At 40.5% G+C, this 18550-nt stretch carries 16 protein-coding genes; 10 read left to right on the top strand and 6 right to left on the bottom strand.

All coding sequences use genetic code 11. From position 1 onward, the window contains the following. Positions 1 to 63: 63 nt before the first annotated feature. From ACQ7EO_RS02675 to ACQ7EO_RS02690, 4 genes are all read right to left on the bottom strand, one after another. Positions 64 to 858 carry a hydroxypyruvate isomerase family protein gene (locus tag ACQ7EO_RS02675; RefSeq protein WP_004725901.1) on the bottom strand — a complete coding sequence of 265 codons (795 nt, stop codon included), beginning with the start codon at positions 856 to 858 and terminating at the stop codon, positions 64 to 66. Between the two features lie 91 nt (positions 859 to 949). Further along, positions 950 to 1825, bottom strand: a complete 876-nt coding sequence (locus ACQ7EO_RS02680; protein WP_434278823.1) for an NAD(P)-dependent oxidoreductase — start codon at positions 1823 to 1825, stop codon at positions 950 to 952. 346 nt (positions 1826 to 2171) lie between these two features. Next, entirely contained in the window at positions 2172 to 2960 is a 789-nt protein-coding gene (locus ACQ7EO_RS02685; RefSeq protein ID WP_004725906.1) for a crotonase/enoyl-CoA hydratase family protein, read from the bottom strand. 334 nt (positions 2961 to 3294) lie between these two features. After that, complete coding sequence (locus tag ACQ7EO_RS02690) at positions 3295 to 6102, bottom strand: GacS-like sensor histidine kinase (protein WP_434278824.1); 2808 nt, start codon at positions 6100 to 6102, stop codon at positions 3295 to 3297. Positions 6103 to 6416: 314 nt separating this feature from the next. Here ACQ7EO_RS02690 and cysM point away from each other — a divergent pair, with 314 nt between their 5' ends. The 4 genes from cysM to ACQ7EO_RS02710 are packed head-to-tail and all read left to right on the top strand — an operon-like array spanning position 6417 to position 11955. After that, positions 6417 to 7337 (top strand): cysteine synthase CysM, encoded by a 921-nt coding sequence (gene cysM / locus ACQ7EO_RS02695; RefSeq protein WP_004725909.1) that lies wholly within the window; start codon positions 6417 to 6419, stop codon positions 7335 to 7337. 59 nt (positions 7338 to 7396) lie between these two features. After that, positions 7397 to 8218, top strand: a complete 822-nt coding sequence (locus ACQ7EO_RS02700; protein ID WP_004725911.1) for a 3'-5' exonuclease — start codon at positions 7397 to 7399, stop codon at positions 8216 to 8218. 8 nt (positions 8219 to 8226) lie between these two features. Continuing rightward, positions 8227 to 9621 carry a 23S rRNA (uracil(1939)-C(5))-methyltransferase RlmD gene (gene rlmD / locus ACQ7EO_RS02705; protein WP_434278825.1) on the top strand — a complete coding sequence of 465 codons (1395 nt, stop codon included), beginning with the start codon at positions 8227 to 8229 and terminating at the stop codon, positions 9619 to 9621. Positions 9622 to 9648: 27 nt separating this feature from the next. Continuing rightward, positions 9649 to 11955: a RelA/SpoT family protein gene (locus ACQ7EO_RS02710; protein WP_004725915.1), complete on the top strand. Its 2307-nt coding sequence runs from the start codon at positions 9649 to 9651 to the stop codon at positions 11953 to 11955. A 78-nt stretch (positions 11956 to 12033) separates the two neighbouring features. On the opposite strand, the gene ACQ7EO_RS02715 is transcribed toward ACQ7EO_RS02710, so the two are convergent. After that, positions 12034 to 12408: a hypothetical protein gene (locus ACQ7EO_RS02715; RefSeq protein ID WP_096735165.1), complete on the bottom strand. Its 375-nt coding sequence runs from the start codon at positions 12406 to 12408 to the stop codon at positions 12034 to 12036. 197 nt (positions 12409 to 12605) lie between these two features. Beyond that, a complete protein-coding gene (locus tag ACQ7EO_RS02720; protein ID WP_105714385.1) occupies positions 12606 to 13379 on the bottom strand; it encodes an SDR family oxidoreductase in 774 nt (257 codons plus the stop codon). A 105-nt stretch (positions 13380 to 13484) separates the two neighbouring features. Here ACQ7EO_RS02720 and mazG point away from each other — a divergent pair, with 105 nt between their 5' ends. From mazG to panC, 6 genes are all read left to right on the top strand, one after another. Beyond that, positions 13485 to 14264 carry a nucleoside triphosphate pyrophosphohydrolase gene (gene mazG / locus ACQ7EO_RS02725; RefSeq protein ID WP_434278826.1) on the top strand — a complete coding sequence of 260 codons (780 nt, stop codon included), beginning with the start codon at positions 13485 to 13487 and terminating at the stop codon, positions 14262 to 14264. Then, positions 14257 to 14718, top strand: a complete 462-nt coding sequence (locus tag ACQ7EO_RS02730) for a ComEA family DNA-binding protein (RefSeq protein ID WP_004817015.1) — start codon at positions 14257 to 14259, stop codon at positions 14716 to 14718. The genes mazG and ACQ7EO_RS02730 overlap by 8 nt, the downstream gene beginning before the upstream one ends. A gap of 147 nt (positions 14719 to 14865) precedes the next feature. Next, positions 14866 to 16347 carry a polynucleotide adenylyltransferase PcnB gene (gene pcnB / locus ACQ7EO_RS02735; RefSeq protein ID WP_434278827.1) on the top strand — a complete coding sequence of 494 codons (1482 nt, stop codon included), beginning with the start codon at positions 14866 to 14868 and terminating at the stop codon, positions 16345 to 16347. Then, positions 16341 to 16826, top strand: a complete 486-nt coding sequence (gene folK, locus ACQ7EO_RS02740) for a 2-amino-4-hydroxy-6-hydroxymethyldihydropteridine diphosphokinase (protein ID WP_096735161.1) — start codon at positions 16341 to 16343, stop codon at positions 16824 to 16826. Before pcnB ends, folK begins: the two co-directional genes overlap by 7 nt. Before the next feature lie 46 nt (positions 16827 to 16872). Further along, positions 16873 to 17682 carry a 3-methyl-2-oxobutanoate hydroxymethyltransferase gene (panB, locus tag ACQ7EO_RS02745; protein ID WP_239044860.1) on the top strand — a complete coding sequence of 270 codons (810 nt, stop codon included), beginning with the start codon at positions 16873 to 16875 and terminating at the stop codon, positions 17680 to 17682. A gap of 2 nt (positions 17683 to 17684) precedes the next feature. Next, complete coding sequence (gene panC, locus ACQ7EO_RS02750; protein WP_434278828.1) at positions 17685 to 18530, top strand: pantoate--beta-alanine ligase; 846 nt, start codon at positions 17685 to 17687, stop codon at positions 18528 to 18530. Positions 18531 to 18550: the final 20 nt, after the last annotated feature.

An 18550-nucleotide genomic window follows, 5' to 3' on the forward strand; every position in this document is an offset into this window, starting at 1 on the left:
TAGCGCTTTTGTCTAAAAAATACAAATTATACAATGCAACCGTTTGCCTAAGCACACACCTATTTAATAGCTATGGTTGTTGGAAAAATATTTTTCTTTCCATGCAAATGACTGATTTGAATGCGATTGTGGCTTGTATTCTGCTGCAATAAAGCCCGTATAGGCGCTTTGTTTTAACCATGAAAAAATTGCAGAATAATCAATTTGTGCGGTATCTGGTTCATGACGTCCAGGGCAGTCTGCAAATTGGATATGCCCAATCCAATCAATATTTTCTTGTAAGGCTGCCAGTACATCTTCGCCCATCATCGCCATGTGGTAACAGTCAAATTGCATTTTTAATGCAGGATGCTGTACTGCTTCTAACATTTCTTGGCCTTGTGCAATATTTTGAACCAAGAAACGTGGCATGTCTGTACCATTGATCATTTCAAATACAGGCTGAATATCACGATTAGAGAGCAGATGACAAGCCAGTTTTAAATTGTTTGCTAAGGTGTTTAAACAGGGGAGTAAGTCGGCATCTTGTGGTTGTTTACCTGCCAAAATATTGACGTTTGGAACATTGAGCGCTTCTGCATATTCAATTGCAAGTTCCAAGGCTTGATGAAATGCCAGTTCTTGACCAGGCACACCAGCAAGTCCGTTTCCACCTTGCATCAAGTCACCAGCGGGAACGTTGATCAGGCAAAGGCTGAGGTCATATTGTTCAAGTTGCGCTTGAATCTCTTCAATGCTTAATTCATACGGAAATTGAATTTCAACATTGTGGAAGCCATGAAGATGTGCCAAAGCAAAGCGTTCAATGAGCGGCACTTCAGTAAAAATCAAAGATAGGTTTACTGCGAGTTTAGTCATAAGAACGCTCCTTGCTATATTTGGACTCTCATCTTCAATGTAGTAGGCAATAGATTATTTTTCAACTTATTTATGTGTAGTTCCGTGTATTTTAACCCGATTTATTTTCCACTTGATGAATGACTGTGGCTAAATCCGACTCAGCAAATCCGTTGTTTTGATGGCTTTGTAATTGCCCAAGTGCACGTTGAGCCACAGGGATTTTTAAATCAAATTGTTGTGCAAGTTGAATGGCATTATTTAAGTCTTTAGAAAGCGTTTGTACTTTCCATTGTACAGGCTCAAAAGTATGTGTTGCCATGCGTGGGGCTAAAATTTGGAAAGGTTTTGAGTCGGCAAAACCACCAGCCAAAGCCGGCGCCAATAGGGTTGTATCTACACCTGCTTTACTGGCAAGCGCAACAGCTTCCGCGATCAAGGTGCTATTGGCAGCAACGATAAGTTGGTTACAGATTTTAGTGGCTTGTCCAGTACCTGTTTCACCCATACGTGTGACACGCTGTGACAGGATATTGTAAACAAGGCTCAGTGCTTGGATCACCTCAGCATTGCCCCCAGCAAAAATAACCAGCGTGCCATTTTCAGCGCCTGCTGTTCCACCTGAAACAGGTGAGTCAATCCAAATCACCTGTTTTGTTGTTGCGCTTTCCGCCAGTTGCTTGGTTTTATCCACAGATAAACTGGAGAAATCCACAATCACTTGCTTGGCTTGTAAATAGGGTTCAATGTGCTCATAAACCAGCTGTACAGCCTTATCATCAGCAAGGCAGCTGAGAATAATCGGATATTCTGCAATATTCTCAAGCTGTAATGGGTGAGCGCCTAGATCAATAAGGGCGTCACAAGCAGATGCGGTTCTGTTCCAGACAGCAACATGCAAGCCTGCTTGGATTAATCGGGTTGCCATACGGCTGCCCATTAATCCCATCCCTAAAAATGCAATTTTACTGTTACGATCAAAATTCATTTTATAACTCAAAAAGCTTTCAAAAAGGGTTTGTTGACATTTCATAAATTGCTTGCGTTGTAGGCTAAAATTGAGCAGGCAAGGCATGAAACGAAGAGAATAGCGAGACTATTTTCGAGTTTCATAACACAGGCTGAGATAATTTTAGCCACAACCTGAGCAAGAACAAAGCATCGCTTTGTTCGCGGCGCAAGGCGAAGCTGGGGACAAGAGTGTTTTTTGCTATTATGTGGTTAGCTTGTGAAGCAATATTACTTGTCATTTAGAAAAACTAAATTTCGTATCAGCTAAAAACACTCGTAGTCGCAAATATAGATGAATTGTTAACAGACCCTTAAGTTTTAGATTATTTATATTGGCGCGGTAAAAATTTTAACTCAGGATTTTTATCCTTTTTACGTGCAATTTGACTATTTTTACCCAAGAGTAATTTTAACTGCCAAATCTTCTCTAAACGTAAAGATTTCTGAGGTTGATGTTCCATCGCATCTAAAACACGTTTAGCAGCCATCAGCGCATCTGGCGAGCGTTGTAGCATCTCCTCTGCAATGGCTTGAGCTTTTGCCAACGGTGAGTCGTCTACATGCGTCACCAAACCAATGTCTTTGGCATAATTGCCATCAAAAATACGTGCAGTGAGGGTAAGTTCTTTGGCTAAATCAATACCAATCACGCCCTTGATTGAACGGGTTAAGCCCATGTCAGGCACAAGCCCCCAACGGCTTTCCATGATTGACATTTTAGTCTCTGGGTGTGCAATACGGATATCTGCAGCCAATGCAAGTTGCATCCCAGCACCAAAGCAGAAACCTTCAATTGCTGCAATGACAGGGACAGGCAATTCTTGCCAGATTAAAAATGCTTTTTGGAATAGGCTTTGACCGGGTTTAATCAGTTCCCAAGCAGCAAAAGCTGTATTTTTAGGGCTATTTAAGTCAGCAAGGTCAATACCTGCACTAAATACATTGGCTTCACCCGTCAGAATCACCACACGAATACTGCGGTCTTTTTTAATCTGTTGTGCGACGCTTACCAGTTCACGGAGTAAAGCAAAACTCATGGCATTGCGTTTATCTGGACGATTTAATGAAACTGTTGCGATACCATTGTTTTTTTCTATATGTAGTAGTGCCATGATCTTGACTCATTTTTTCCTTGGTCATCAGCATAGCATGTGAATTGAATAGTTACATGACAGTAGAGTCACCGAAACTGTGTTGATGTGCCAATTGGGTGGTAAAGCCAAAACAGGATTGCAATAGTGACCTGTATCATTTTATTGGATCTTTAATAAGATGATTGCAATAAAAAGATTGTTCTAATTCATGCTGTTTTAAAGAAACAATAAAAACCATACGCAGGATAAAACCCAGAGTCAATTTGGGTTGTATCCTGAGGATTTAAAAAACAGCTTAAAACGCGATAAGAAAAGCATTTATAGCCCTGAATCGGGTAGAACTGCGCTGTATTTATGAAACGGGTAAAATCTGTTGTGCCGCTGTTTCAACTTCATGAATCGCCAATTGAAGCTCATCAAAGCGTTTCATCACGTCTTGGATAAAGGCTTCATCTGCTTTGCGACGCTCTTTACGTAGCATGGAAATGAATTGTTCAAAATCACCTGTAATACGTTGCAATTTTGGTGTACCGACATAACGGGTAGCACCATATAAGCGATGTAAGACATGTTCTAATTGTGGGAAGTCCTCAAGCTCAATGAGTTGCTCAATTTCAGCTAGCTCTGTTGGGAAGCTGTCGACGAGCATTTTTAACAAATCTTGTGCGAGATCTTCTTTATTGGCTGCTAAAGCAAGGCTTTGTTTCCAATCTAAAATATACGCATCCAGCGCTTCGATATATACTGTGTTTTCTATAGGTTGCTGATGTTGAATAAATTTATCGCTTGTCCAATTGGTGAGAATTTGAATAATTTGTTCAATCTGGATCGGCTTGGTTACATAGTCGTCCATACCCACTTTGAGTAGTTTTTGTTTTTCATCGGCCAATGCATGAGCTGTTAACGCAATAATCGGCATCCGCATACCATCTAAGGTAGATTCCAAAGAGCGAATCGCCCGTGTGGTATCTATCCCAGACATGACTGGCATTTGGATATCCATAAAGATAAGATCAAATGGTTTAGCGCCTTGTTCAACTCCTTGCTGAATAATGGTTAAGGCTTCTTGACCGCTGAGTGCCTTGGTGGTTTTTACATTGAGCTCACCTAATAGCGCTTCTAGTACGATCAAATTCGGTAAATGATCATCTACTGCTAAAACGTGTAAATCTTGCCCTTTAAAGTCTTTATGATGTTCTTGTTCAAAAACAGGCTGATTACTTAATAGTTGAATCACTGAACTACGGCTCAGTGGTTGATACAGCGGACGCGCTTTATATTCAGTCAACATATTTGGATCAAGTGACATTTGATAACCATATACCGCCAAATGACCTTGATAACGACCACGAATTTCTTTAAGTAAGGCTTCAGTATCTCCACTGTGATCAACGATCAACCAAGTATTTTCAGTATTTTTTTCTAGGCTATTTAGGCGGCTAAACAGATCTAAAATCGATTGTGCTTCGGTGTGCTGAACTTGATAGTCTTCTAAGTAATGACGCAATACGTTGGCGGTTGCAGGGTGTGCCAAGAAAGACACCACATTTAAGTTTTTAAATGATGGATGAACAATTTCTTCATCTTCATTTACCGTTAACATGGCAGTAAACCAGAAGGTTGAACCTTTTTCTGTTGGTGCACGTTCTTGGTTATCTTCAAAGCCAATTTGACCATGCATCAAATGTACAAGTTGCTTGGAAATGGCTAAACCGAGTCCTGTACCACCAAATTGGCGAGTGACAGAAGCATCACCTTGAGAGAATGATTCAAATAGTCGTTTACGATCGGTACCACTTAAACCAATACCACTGTCTTGTACACTAAAGTGCAGCAAACATTGCCCGATATCATCATGTTCCATCCGCGCACGAACAATAATTTCACCATCAGGGGTGAATTTAATCGCATTGGAAATCAGATTGGTCAGCACTTGTTTAAAGCGTAAGGCATCACCAATGACATGTTTAGGCACATTGTCTGCAAAATAGAATGCCATCTCGATATGCTTTTGCGCTGCCAATGGCGAGAGCATATCCATCACATCGAAAATTGCTTCTTCAAGATCAAAAGGTGCGGTTTCGAGTTCTAATTTACCTGCATCAATTTTCGAGAAATCGAGTACATCATTAATCAATGCCAATAAATGTGCAGAAGACTTACGGATGGTCTGTAAATATAAACTTTGATCATTGCTTAAATTGTCTTGGCGCAACATCAAATGAATAAAGCCATCAATACTATTTAATGGGGTACGTAATTCATGACTGATATTGGCAAGGAAGACCGACTTCGCCTGATTGGATGAAATCGCCTGATCACGGGCTTGTTTATAGGTAATGTTCTGGACTTCTAAGGTGTCTAATGTACGACGTAAGTCATCTTCTGTTTGTTCAGTATGTTCTTTTAGCTCAAGGAAGCTGAAATGTAGCCGTTTCACTACATTGGCAATATCACGCTGTAATAAGCGCAGTTCCCCAGTACTGTTGATCACCATATGTTGATCAAGCGTATCTGCATTTAAGCGTTGCAATTGCATCCGAATTTCGTACATCGGTGCAATCCAGCGTCTTGAATAGAAGTTTAGACACAATAGAAGCAACAATAGCGTTAATAAGGCCGTCGTAATCAACACGATCATGACACGATAATGTGAAATTTCTAAAGGTTGATTATCAAGTTCAATCACCAACCACATATTTTCAGCAGATTTGCTGGGATTAAGTTTAATCCCATAAATATTGTTGTACTTATTTTGAATTGGCCCAAAGAAAGTGCCTGATTTTGGAATTTTTGGCCAAGCACGTTGATTTTGGTAGCCTACACTTAAATGATTAACGTTATTTTCATCTAAAATCGCTGCACTAAGTAAATGCTTTTCGTTAAACATTTTTTGTAAAATGCTTTCAGCTTTGGCGTGTTGAATTGGATCTTGTTCCATGACTGCGGTGAGTTGCTCAGCAGTATATTGGTAACGGCTCAATATCGCGATGGCTTGGAAGCGCTGTTTAGACTTGGCGGCAGCTGATGTTTCAGAAAGAACCAGTGCTGCTCCAACACATGCCAAAATCATAATTGGCACGAAAATTAACGCAATAAGTTGACCATAAGCGTGATTGAGTTTTAAGCGTTTAAAGAGTTTTTTATTGAAATTCGACATTGTTCCAGCAACTCATTGCCCATGGCAAAGATATTAACATGCTTTAATCATCCTGCATGACAATATGACTAAAAATCTTGTGAATTGAAAATGAGTTATGCTGTTTTATAGATAACTTTATCATTTCTAATTCTAAGTAAAGTTTATTTTTTTATATGTATTTAATTTTATTCAATAAAGAAAATCATGCTCCTACTTGGGTGTGTTGATATATATGAATTTAGTTTGATCATTCCAAGCAAAATGAAGCGGAAAGATGTGCAGTATGTTTCTTTTTTTCATACAATATGCCCACCTCGATATAGGTGCAACCGATGAGTCACACACAACCTGATTTCTTAGCCGACGAATTTTTGTTAGATCACTATGTAGGAAAAACTCCTTTGGTGCGTTTACAACGTTTGGCAAGTCATACTCAAGCAACAGTATTGGCAAAGCTAGAAGGCAATAATCCTGCTGGTTCTGTCAAAGATCGTCCTGCATATAACATGATCATGAAAGCTGAACAGCGTGGTCAAATTAAGCCAGGTGATACGTTGATTGAGGCGACGAGTGGAAATACTGGGATTGCGTTGGCAATGGTCGCCGCAATGCGTGGTTATAAAATGAAATTGATCATGCCAGGGAACTCTAGTCAAGAGCGTAAAGATGCGATGCGTGCCTATGGGGCTGAATTGATCGAAGCAACCAATATGGAAGTTGCGCGTGATATGGCTTTGCAAATGCAAAGTGAAGGCCAAGGTTTAGTATTAAATCAGTTTGGCAACCCAGACAATGTGGAAGCACACTACCTGACTACAGGCCCTGAAATTTGGCAACAAACCGCAGGGAAAATCACCCATTTCGTGAGCTCTATGGGCACAACGGGCACGATCATGGGGATCTCTAAATATTTAAAAGAACAAAATCCAGATATTCAAATTATCGGATTACAACCTTCAGAAGGTTCAAATATTGCGGGTATTCGTCGTTGGCCACAAGAATACTTACCGACTATTTTTGATCCAAGCCGTGTCGATCAGATCATGGATATTCCGCAAATTGAAGCAGAAAAAACCGCACGCCGTTTAGCACGTCAAGAAGGCATTAGTGCTGGGACTTCTTCAGGTGGTGCTGTATGGGCATCGGTTAAAATTGCTGAAGAAAATCCAGACGCAGTGATTGTCTGTATTGTCTGTGACAGAGGTGATCGTTATCTTTCTACAGGTTTGTTCTCTGTTGAGGATGAAGAATAGTTGCTTCGAAGTCATAAATTGCTTCATGATGGCAAACTTGAGTATTGAGTAAAGCTTTTATGCGTCTTCCAGTTTTAGTTTTTGATATCGAAACCCTGACCGATCTTAAGTCAGGGGCGCATTTATATGGCTTGGATTTACCACAGGACGATTTAGAACAGGCGTTGGCAAAACTACGCCGTCAAGAATCGGGGATGGATTTTCAGCGCTTGGCTTTACATGAAATTGTCTGTATTTCAGGATTGTGGATTGATGAAAATGGTGTGATGAAACTGTTTTCATTTAGTCGAGAGCACTATACTGAAACTGAAATTTTACAAAAATTTTTATCTATCTTTGATAAAAGACATCCAACACTCGTGAGCTGGAATGGCTCACAGTTTGATTTGCCTGTGATTTTATTCCGTGCCATGTACCATGGACTATCTGCACCAAGTTTGTTCGATCAAGGTGAGATTGACACACAAAAAAGGTATAATAACTATCAGAACAGATACCACAACCGTCATGTCGACTTAATGGATGTCATGGCGATGTTTAATGGACGTCATTTCCAGAAATTGGATGATGTTGCACATTTATTGGGTTATCCCGGTAAACGTGGTATTTCAGGTTATTTTGTTCCCGAATATGTGAATACACAGCAATGGTTGAAACTCACCAGCTATTGCGAAGGTGATGTTTTAAATACATGGTTGATTTTCTTAAGATGGGCTTTGCTTAAAGGTCAGATTTCTTTGCAAGATCACCGTTTATGGATTCAAGCCTCTATTCATTATTTGCAAGGACAAACTCAACAACATGAGTTTTTAAATGTTTGGCGTGAAACCTCACAACGAACTGAATTTACTCAAGCAGATTTTTCCTCCACACCCGATTAGGTATCCCTTTGAAACATAGAGCCAAACCTCGACCATCTCAGCTTCCACAATATATTTTTAAAGTTGAAAGATTGTCACACGAAGGGCGAGGGATTGCGCATTATGGTACAGAACTCAATCATCCAAGTGAAAAGCAGGGTAAAAAAGTTTTTATTCGCTATGCACTGCCTGGTGAAATCGTAAAAGCTCAAGTGACGCGTCAAGTATCCAAACTTGAAGAAGCGGACAGTATTGAATTACTCAGTGAGCCAAATCCACATCGTATTCAACCGATCTGTCCACATTTTGGTACTTGCGGTGGATGCAATATGCAACATATTCATCCAGATGAGCAAATTCGCTTAAAACAAGATGTTTTAAAATCACATCTTAGCCACTTTGCGGGTTTAGTGCCTGAACAGTGGTTAGCGCCATTGCGTTCAACACGTACCGACTATCGACATAAAGCCCGAATAGGGGTGCGTTATTTAGCTAAACAAAATAAATTACTGATGGGTTTTCGTGAAGCACAGAGCAACCACTTAACTGCAATTGAAACCTGTAAAATTTTAGATATTGAATTAGATCAGGCTTTACCTGAAATCAAGGCATTACTCGAAAGTCTAAAAGGCAAAAGCAGCATTGGTCATATAGAATTAGCCAAAGGCGATAGCGAAATTTCATTATTGGTTCGCCATACTGAAAAATTAAAAGCCCATGATGTCAACCTATTGCAACAATATGCGTTACAGAAACAGTGGCAGTTGTATTTGCAACCTGCGGGTGTGGAAAGTGTACAACGTCTAGATGATGCTCAGGCAGACATGCATTTGCATTACCGTTTAAAAGATTTTGATATTGAGTTTGCGTTTAATCCAACAGATTTTACCCAAGTGAATCCCACTGTAAATCCGCAGATGGTTAATCTGGCATGTGATTTGCTTGAGTTGAAAGCAGGTGAAACTGTTTTGGATTTATTTTGTGGATTGGGGAATTTTTCTCTGCCGCTCGCTCAACGTGTGGGTGCTACAGGAAAAGTCATTGCTGTTGAAGGTAGCGAAGCGATGGTGAGGCGTGGTACAGAAAATGCACTGAACAATCGCATAAGCAATGTTAAATTCTATTCACAAGATTTAACAAAAGACTTTTCGCATTATTCTTGGGCAAATCAAGGATTTGATGCATTATTGATTGACCCTCCTCGTGCGGGTGCAGAACAAGTTATGCATTATTTGCCCAAATTTGGTGCGCAAAGAATCGTTTATGTGTCGTGTAATCCCGCAACATTGGCGAGAGATGCTGGAATTTTGGTACAACATGGTTATCAGCTCACTAAAGCCGGTGTGATGGACATGTTTACGCACACAGGGCATGTAGAATCGATTGCTTTGTTTGAAAAGAAATTAGAGATAAACGATTTATAATGAAATATAGAGTTAGAGGAGTAGGGTATGGTCACAGTACGTGAGCAACTTCCTGATCAGCTCAATGAGCTATCAGAGGAAGCGACTGTAGAACATGCCGATGAAGCGCAACAGGCTCTAGCAACTTGGCTAGATCGAGTGCGTGGAATTTTAGACGGTGCTGAACTTAAGCAGTTAGAAGAAGTCGCGCAATTAGTATTACAAAAAGAATTGGCGACCACAGTAAATTCCAGAACCAATACCTTTGCAACAGGCATTGGAATGGCCGATATCCTTGCGCATTTACACGTCGATGAAGATACGCTGGCAGCAGCTGTGCTTTATCGTAGTGTGCGTGAAGATCTCACGACTTTAGAGGAAATACAGCAACAATGCGGTGAGCAGGTTTATAACCTTGTCAAAGGCACTTTGGCGATGGGTAAACTTTCTGAACTGATTGAAAAGAATAAACGTTTAGAAGATCACTTTAATAATAATCAGCGTGAACACCTGACGGGCATCTACAAGATGTTGATTTCTGTGACAGAAGATGTTCGCGTGGTATTGATTAAACTGGCTGAACGTACCTTTGCTTTACGTGAATTGGCGCATTCTTCAAAAGAGCGTCAAGAGCGTGTTGCACGAGAAATTCTCACCATCTATTCGCCTTTGGCGCATCGTTTAGGCATTGCGCAATTAAAGTGGGAGCTCGAAGATCTTGCTTTCCGTTATTTGGCACCTGAACGTTATAAAGAGATTGCTTCTTTACTTAATGAAAAGCGTCTAGAGCGTGAGCAATATATTCAGTTTGTGGTGGATAAACTCAAGAATGAGCTGGCTGGGCATGATATCGAGGCCGAGATTTCAGGTCGGGTAAAACATATTTATTCGATCTACCGCAAAATGAAGAGTAAAAATCTGAGTTTTGATCAGCTTTATGATATTCGTGCGTTACGGGTTTTGGTTAAATCTGTCGCAGAGTGTTATCACGCTTTAGGCATTGTGCATCAAATTTGGCGTCATATTCCTCATCAGTTCGATGACTATATTACCAACCCCAAAGCCAATGGTTATCGCTCTTTACATACTGCGGTGATTGCAGAAAATAAATCTTTGGAAATCCAGATTCGAACCAAAGAAATGCATGAAGAAGCCGAGTTGGGCGTGTGTTCACACTTCAATTATAAAGAAGGCTCGAAAACCACTGACTATTCATTTAATCATCGTTTGCATTCTTTACGTGCAGTGCTTGAGCATTATCAAGAACGTACCGAAACCAGTGCACATCCCAATGAAGATGAAACAGAAGATTTTGAACAAATTCAAGATTTTGAAGGTTTTGAAAAAATCTATGTGTTTAGTCGTGATGGGGATATTAAAGAATTACCACGCGGATCGACGGTGCTTGATTTTGCTTATCATGTGCATACCGAGGTCGGCAATAAGTGCTATGCATCACGGGTCAACCAACGCTATGTGCCGTTAACCTATACCTTAAAAACAGGTGAACAGGTTGAGATTTTAACCAAGAAAGATCGTGAACCCAATCGTGATTGGTTGGTTAACTCTTTGGGTTATATTAAAACAGCACGTGCGCGTGACAAGTTGCGCCACTGGTTTAGACAGCAAGATCGCAGTAAAAATTTGGAAGTTGGGCGTGAGTTGCTAAATAAAGAACTTTCACGTTTAGCGATTCACCCGAAAAGTATTGATTTAAGTGATTATTGTAATCATTTCAATGTGAAAACTGGGGATGACATTCTTGTGTCATTGGTGAGTGGGGAAATTAGCCTGCATGCCTTGATCAATCAAGTCAATCGCCACATGCACTTAGATCAGGATGAACCAGAGTTGGTTTTAAAACCAACATTAAATCCACGCGCAAGTCATACCTTGTCGGCGCATGGAATTTTAATTGATGGTTTGGACAATGTTGAATTACATATTGCACAATGTTGTCAGCCTGTTCATGGTGAATCGATTGCTGGATATATCACATTGAATCGCGGTGTCAGTATTCACAAGGTTGCATGCCCAGATTATATGCGCATGATCAAGTTAGAACCTGATCGTGCGGTTGAAGCAGATTGGGAAATGCAACCGACACGTGGGCAAAGTGTGCAAATTGTGGTGGAAGCGTATGATCGCCGTGGTTTGTTAAAAGATTTGACCCAAGTGATTTTTTCAGATCAGATCAATATCCGTCAGGTGAATACGATTTCTGAAGCAGATGGTATTGCCAATATGAAATTGTTGATTGAAGTGAAAGGCTTGGCACAATTGTCTCGCCTCTTGGCGAGATTGGAACAACAGCCTGGCATTATCAGTGCTCGACGTTTGGTTCAAGGCAATTAGTTCGCTGTTCTGACCTCATTTATTTCAAAAAAACCTGCACAATGCAGGTTTTTTTGATTTGAAATCACCCTATAAAAATTACACGCTACATTTTTTTGAGTTTTGGTAAATGGCGATATTTTCTATGTTGGCTTGAGCATCAGTCATAAGTTGAGTATCGACTTGACCAGGATCTGACTCAGTCGAGACCTTATTGGCAAAGCCTCCAGCTTTGGATGCTGTATCAGAGCCCCCACCAAAAGCATTTAAAGCACTACTTGCAAGACCCGCCCATTTACTAATGGTTTTGCCCGTTGCCTTAGTTTCAGAAGAGGAGAGCACGCGGCTTGCATTGGCTTTTTCAACAGCAAGCGCGGCACAATCCATACTTTTTAGTTCAGTAGTGCTCAGTGGGGCAGCAGTTAGGATTGTACTTGATGCAAGTATGGTTATTGTTAGGAGTGTTTTTTTCATTGTTTATTCCATTTGCACATTGGAAACAAAACTATAAATTAAAATAACAAAAACAAAAATTACAAAGCTGTCAGGAAGCGAAATAGGCGCTTTCCATAAGGCGGCATTACAATCAAAATCTAAAATATTTTTATATCAATATAAATGGGCTAAGCCTATACGCCATAATTGTTTTATGACCTATAGGCGAGCAAAAATTATTTTTTGGTGAGCAGTAAATTGGCTAAACGATTGACAAACTGGGGGCTGATTGCAGACAGTTGGAACATAATTTTGGTTTTCAATCCCACAGGCGTATGCGTAGCCGTTAAGATGCTTCCTTTGGCTTTGACTAAGGCAAACACTTGTTCGGCAACATCTTGGGGCGTGAGACTGACTCCAATATTTTGAATCGCGCCTGCATCCATGTCTGTCACCATCGCTGTTTGGACAAAAAGCGGCATCACATCCAGTACGCGAATACCATATTTTTGCCATTCGATATCTAATCCTTCTGTAATACCGCGTACGGCAAATTTACTGGCAGAATAAGAGACTAAATCTGCTTGTCCATAAATGGCTGATGCTGAGGAAAGATTGATGATACGCGCAAATTTCGCTTGTTTTAGATAAGGAAGTGCGGCATGACAGCCATTTAAAACGCCATTGACATTGATATTGATTGTGCGGTGATGGGCACTAATCTCAGTTTTTTCAAAATCTCCAGAATAAAGAATTCCAGCATTATTGACTAAAATGTTGAGACCATTTGCCCATTGAGAAAATTCTTTAAGCGCGGTTTGCCATTGCGCATAATCGCTCACATCTAATTTGCCCGCTTTGGCATTGTCACCCAATTGATCTGCTAAAATTTGAGCCTGCGCTTCATTGATATCATAAATACCAACTTGATAACCTTGTTGGTAGAATAGACGTGCAATCGCAGCCCCAATCCCTTGCGCAGCACCACTAATGAATATGCTTTGACTCATTGCAGCATCCTTTTTAGTTTATTTTGATTGCAAAGAGTTGAACATAAAATATGCATAACAACAAGTGTGGTGCAGTCATTTGTTATTGATCTTAAAGGACATAAAATGCAACAGCTATTCGCCATCATGAAACAATTACGTGCAGAATGCCCTTGGGATCGTGAACAGACACCTGAAAGTTTAACGCGCTATGCGATTGAAGAGGCGTATGAGGTGGAAGAAGCAGTACGTTCTGGTGATATAGATGAAATTAAAAATGAATTAGGTGATTTATTGCTGCAAGTGGTTTTTCAATCACAGATGTACAGTGAGCAGGGGGCTTTTGATTTTAATGATGTTGTCGATGTACTTTGTCAAAAATTGATCCGACGCCATCCACATGTTTTCCAAAAACAACAATTTGATAATTTAACCCCTGAACAAGTGTCGGTGTTGTGGCAGGAAATTAAACAACAAGAAAAACAGGGCAAAACTCAATCTCGATTAGATGCGGTAAAACATGGTCCCGCTTTATCTCAGGCAGAAAACATTCAAAAAAATGTCGCAAAAGTAGGCTTTGATTTTCCTGATGTGGCGCAGGCCTACGATAAAGTCAAAGAAGAACTGGTAGAGTTTGAAGAGGCGCTGCAATCGGAAAAACCTGATGAAATTATGGATGAATTTGGTGATTGTTTATTTTCTTTAATCAATGTAGGGCGTAAACTAGGCATTTCAAGTGAGATGGCGCTGTTAGGAACCATTTATAAATTTAAATCTCGCTTTGCTTATATTGAAGATCAAATCAATTTTAAAAATAAAAGATTAGAAGATGTGTCTTTAGAAGAAATGGATCTTCTTTGGGATCAGGCAAAGCAACAATTAAAATCACAGGTTAGCAATGAGTAATCAGCATTTTTATTTTAATCGTGTAGTAAAACTAATTAAATCGTCTTTTTTATTGGTGCTTTTGAGTTGCTCCTTGAGCTTGTATGCACAACAGTTTGATCAAGCTTATCTCAACTGGAAAGCACAACAACAGGCCCATGATGCACAATTAAAAAAAGTCGACGATCAATACTATCTTTCACGACCGAATAGCCAAAAATCGCCATCGAACAGTAGTCACAAAGGCCCTTCATCATCTGCCCAGTCTTCAAACAGCTCAGCTTTAAAAGTCAGTTTAAATTCTGCAAATGCTGAACAATTACAACAGCTCACGGGTGTGGGGGCAAAGAAAGCACAGGCGATTATTGCTTATCGTAATCAGAATGGCGGATTTAAAAGTATCGATGACTTAAAAAAGGTCAAAGGGATTGGCGAGAAACTTTTCGAGCAGAATAGAGCACGGCTGAGTTTATGATGGGTTTAACAGCCTGTAGATCGACGAATTATCAATAGTCCATAAATTCAAGTGAAGTTTGCGAGAATCAAATTGCCCTTTAGCTGTGTAAGCGATATCATTAGCACAATTATGATTTTTACGTCCTGACGTAGGAGACAGTGTCTTTTGCAAACTTTGCGTGCGTCAAAGTGTGGGTTATCCACCGCTCAATTACCTTCCTCCATTTTAGATGTTATTGATTCTTTAACTAAAGCTGGCTATGAAGCTTATATAGTCGGTGGTGGTGTACGTGATTTAATGCTTGGCTTAAATCCGAAAGACTACGATGCTGTGACCAATGCAACACCTTCACAGGTGAAAGAGGTATTTGGTCGTCGTTGCCGAATTATTGGGCGACGTTTTGAATTGGCACATGTGTACTCAGGTCGTGAATTGATTGAGGTGGCGACATTCCGTGCCCCACCGAAAAAAGCCATTACCTCTGCACAAGGGATGATTTTACGTGACAACAATTGGGGAACAATAGAGCAAGATTTTGCTCGACGTGATTTTTCCATCAATGCCATGTATTACCAACCTCGAAAAGGGGAAGTGCTCGATTTTTGTCATGCTATTGATGATATAAAAACCAAAACTTTAAGACTATTGGGTGATCCCGCACTTCGTTTTGAAGAAGATCCAGTACGGATGTTGCGTACATTACGTTTTGCTGCGAAGTTAAATTTTAGTATAGATCTTAAAATATTAGACGTTTTTACCCAAGAAATGACGCAATTGCTGCGTGATGTTTCTCCGCATCGTTTATATGATGAGTCGCAAAAATTATTCACCATGGGGCATTTGCATCGTGTGATGCCGATGTTGATTGAATTTGGTATTTGGAAGCAATTATTTGCTGATATTAGCCCTGAGATTACTCAATTTATAGAGCGTGCAGCGAAAAATACCGATCAACGGATTCAAATGGGTAAAACCATTAATCCTGCATTTTTCTATGCGGTATTGCTCTGGAATAATTTCTTAGCGCGTTGTGATTTCTACCATGCTAAAGGTGTGGTTGCTGCAGAAGCACGTGCTCAAGCAGGTTTGGATGTGTTAAAACGCCAAGCGACACGAACCATTATTCCTCGTTTTGCCGAAACCTTTATTCGTGAAGTTTGGGAAATGCAAAGCCGTTTGCTCAACCCGAAACCACAACAGATTGAAGCGCTTTCGGGTCATGCACGTTTCCGTGCAGGATTTGACTTCTTGCTGTTGAGAGAGAAGTCAGGTGATGCTTCTACCAATGGTATGGGTGCATGGTGGGAAGCTTACCAAGACATGTCGACTGATGAGAAAGAGCGTGCAATTGGCAGCTATAATCGTCAGCGTGCCAAGAGTCGTAAGAAACTTGCTGAAGTTGCCCCTGTTGAAGATGTAAAAGCAGCAGCTTCCACGCAAATTGAACCATTGGTGAAAGAACAAGAATCTCGTAGCCGTCGTTCACGGGCTAAGCCAAATTCAACATCATCTCAAGATTTTAGAAGTAGAAATGATGCTCGAACAGCAGTAAACAAAGGCGAGATCACAGCGGATCATCCAATTACCAAGCGTAGACGCGTACAACGTGATTTAAGCAGTGTGATTTTTGGACCGACCCAATCATGATTAAAACCTATATTGGTTTAGGCAGTAATCTAGGTGATTCTGAGCAAATTTTACGGGAAGCTGTAGAAAAACTCAGAAACTTAGGTGTTGTTATCGTTTCAAAGCTGTATCAAAGCCCGCCGATGGGGCCTCAAGATCAGCCAAATTATCACAATGCAGTTGCAGAATTACACACCGATTTAGCGCCTTTGGCCTTGCTGGATGAGCTGCAACGTATTGAAAATGAATCAGGTCGAGTACGGTTACGCCGCTGGGGTGAGCGTACTTTAGATCTAGATCTTTTGCTTTATGCTGAAAAAAACATTATAAATGAGCGGCTCACAGTACCGCATATCGGTATTTTAGAGCGTGATTTTGTGGTGATTCCATTGTTGGATCTCGATCCTGAGCTCCAAGTCAATGGACAATCATTGCAAAAGTTAGATTTCGTGCAACATTCAACCCTTCGTGTTTTAGCAGATCAGTCATGGGCTGATTAAAGGATTGAATGGGCAGAGGAACTCTCATTGATAGAGGAATATCGTCATGATTAGCCTAAGTGATTTAAGACAATTCAAAACTCAGGGACGTAAATTTTCATGCTTAACTTGCTATGATGCAAGTATGGCAAAAGGTATGGAAGTTGCTGAGATTGACACCATTTTGATTGGTGACTCTTTAGGGATGACAATCCAAGGGCATGATTCTACCTTGCCTGTGACTGTTGCAGATATGGCCTATCATACTGCGGCTGTACGTCGTGCAAATCAACATGCGTTTGTCCTGTGTGATTTACCCTTTATGAGTTATGCCACGCTCAATGATGCGTTGCTCAATTCAAAAACCGTGATGCAAGCGGGCGCTCAAATGGTGAAAATTGAGGGCGGTGAGTGGCTGGCTGAAACTGTAGAAGTTTTGACACGAAATGGTATTCCTGTTTGTGTACATTTGGGTTTAACACCACAATCGGTGCATGTTTTTGGTGGTTATAAATTACAAGCGAAAACGCGTGAATCAGCAGATCAACTGATTGCGGACTGTAAAGCTGTAGTTGATGCAGGTGCCGCTGTGTTATTGCTTGAATGTGTTCCGGCACAGATGGGTAAAGAAATTGCTGAATTGTTCCCACACGTTCCTGTGATTGGCATTGGTGCTGGTGCAGATACCGATGGTCAAGTACTTGTGGTGCAAGATATGCTTGGTTTGACGTTTGGTAAAGTGGCACGTTTTGTACGTAATTTTATGAAAGAACAAGCAGGGGAAACTGCAATCGTGGATGCATTTAAGGCATATCATGTTGCTGTACAAGAGCAATCATTCCCTGCCAAAGAACATACTTTCCAAGTAGAGCTGTAAACATGAAAACAGAAACGACCATTCAAGGATTAACAGCATCACTTCAACCTGCTCGATCGGCACGTAAAATCATTGGTTTTGTACCGACGATGGGAAATCTACATCAAGGCCACTTAAACCTGGTTCGTGAAGCGCGTAAATTATGTGATGTGGTGGTGGTCAGTATTTTCGTCAATCCAATCCAATTTGGACCGAATGAAGATTTTGATAATTATCCTCGTACACTTGAGCAAGACAGTAATTTACTTGCTGAAGTGGGTTGCGACATTGTTTTTGCACCTTCTGTGGAACAAATGTATGGTAAATTTCCGCGCTTAACCAATATCAGTGTAGGCGAAATTACCAATGATTTGTGCGGTTTACAACGTCCCGGTCATTTTGATGGTGTCGCTGTCGTTGTCACCAAATTGTTTAATATTGTACAGCCGAACTTTGCATTTTTTGGACAGAAAGATTATCAACAATTGGCTGTGATTAAGCAGGTTGTTCGTGATTTGAATATGCCAATTGAAGTGATTGGTGTGCCAATTGCACGTGCTGAAGATGGTTTGGCCTTAAGTTCTCGTAATGGTTACTTATCTGAACAAGATCGTCAAACAGCTCCTGTTATTTTTAAGAGCTTAACGACTGCTGAACAAGATTTACATGCAGGTAAAGCACTTGCAGATGTCTTGGCGCAAATTCGTGAAAGTTTAAATGATGCAGGATTGATTGTGGATTATGTCGAAGCACGTAGTCCAACGTTGCAAAAAGTTGAACAATTCGACCAAGATGTTGTATTGTTTGTTGCAGCGAAATTAGGCAAGACTCGTCTGATTGACAATTTACAAGTAAAACATTTTACATAAACTTTGCTTTTAGGATCGCC

The organism is Acinetobacter sp. CE-15 (assembly GCF_051059255.1).
Taxonomy (GTDB): domain Bacteria; phylum Pseudomonadota; class Gammaproteobacteria; order Pseudomonadales; family Moraxellaceae; genus Acinetobacter; species Acinetobacter guillouiae.

Excerpts from the sequence above, each read along its gene's own strand:
- ACQ7EO_RS02675 (WP_004725901.1), bottom strand. The coding sequence starts at position 858 with ATGACTAAACTCGCAGTAAACCTATCTTTGATTTTTACTGAAGTGCCG.
- ACQ7EO_RS02730 (WP_004817015.1), top strand. The coding sequence starts at position 14,257 with ATGAGTAATCAGCATTTTTATTTTAATCGTGTAGTAAAACTAATTAAA.
- ACQ7EO_RS02690 (WP_434278824.1), bottom strand. The coding sequence starts at position 6,102 with ATGTCGAATTTCAATAAAAAACTCTTTAAACGCTTAAAACTCAATCAC.
- ACQ7EO_RS02715 (WP_096735165.1), bottom strand. The coding sequence starts at position 12,408 with ATGAAAAAAACACTCCTAACAATAACCATACTTGCATCAAGTACAATC.
- panB (WP_239044860.1), top strand. The coding sequence starts at position 16,873 with ATGATTAGCCTAAGTGATTTAAGACAATTCAAAACTCAGGGACGTAAA.
- mazG (WP_434278826.1), top strand. The coding sequence starts at position 13,485 with ATGCAACAGCTATTCGCCATCATGAAACAATTACGTGCAGAATGCCCT.
- cysM (WP_004725909.1), top strand. The coding sequence starts at position 6,417 with ATGAGTCACACACAACCTGATTTCTTAGCCGACGAATTTTTGTTAGAT.
- ACQ7EO_RS02680 (WP_434278823.1), bottom strand. The coding sequence starts at position 1,825 with ATGAATTTTGATCGTAACAGTAAAATTGCATTTTTAGGGATGGGATTA.
- ACQ7EO_RS02685 (WP_004725906.1), bottom strand. The coding sequence starts at position 2,960 with ATGGCACTACTACATATAGAAAAAAACAATGGTATCGCAACAGTTTCA.
- ACQ7EO_RS02700 (WP_004725911.1), top strand. The coding sequence starts at position 7,397 with ATGCGTCTTCCAGTTTTAGTTTTTGATATCGAAACCCTGACCGATCTT.
- ACQ7EO_RS02720 (WP_105714385.1), bottom strand. The coding sequence starts at position 13,379 with ATGAGTCAAAGCATATTCATTAGTGGTGCTGCGCAAGGGATTGGGGCT.
- ACQ7EO_RS02710 (WP_004725915.1), top strand. The coding sequence starts at position 9,649 with ATGGTCACAGTACGTGAGCAACTTCCTGATCAGCTCAATGAGCTATCA.
- panC (WP_434278828.1), top strand. The coding sequence starts at position 17,685 with ATGAAAACAGAAACGACCATTCAAGGATTAACAGCATCACTTCAACCT.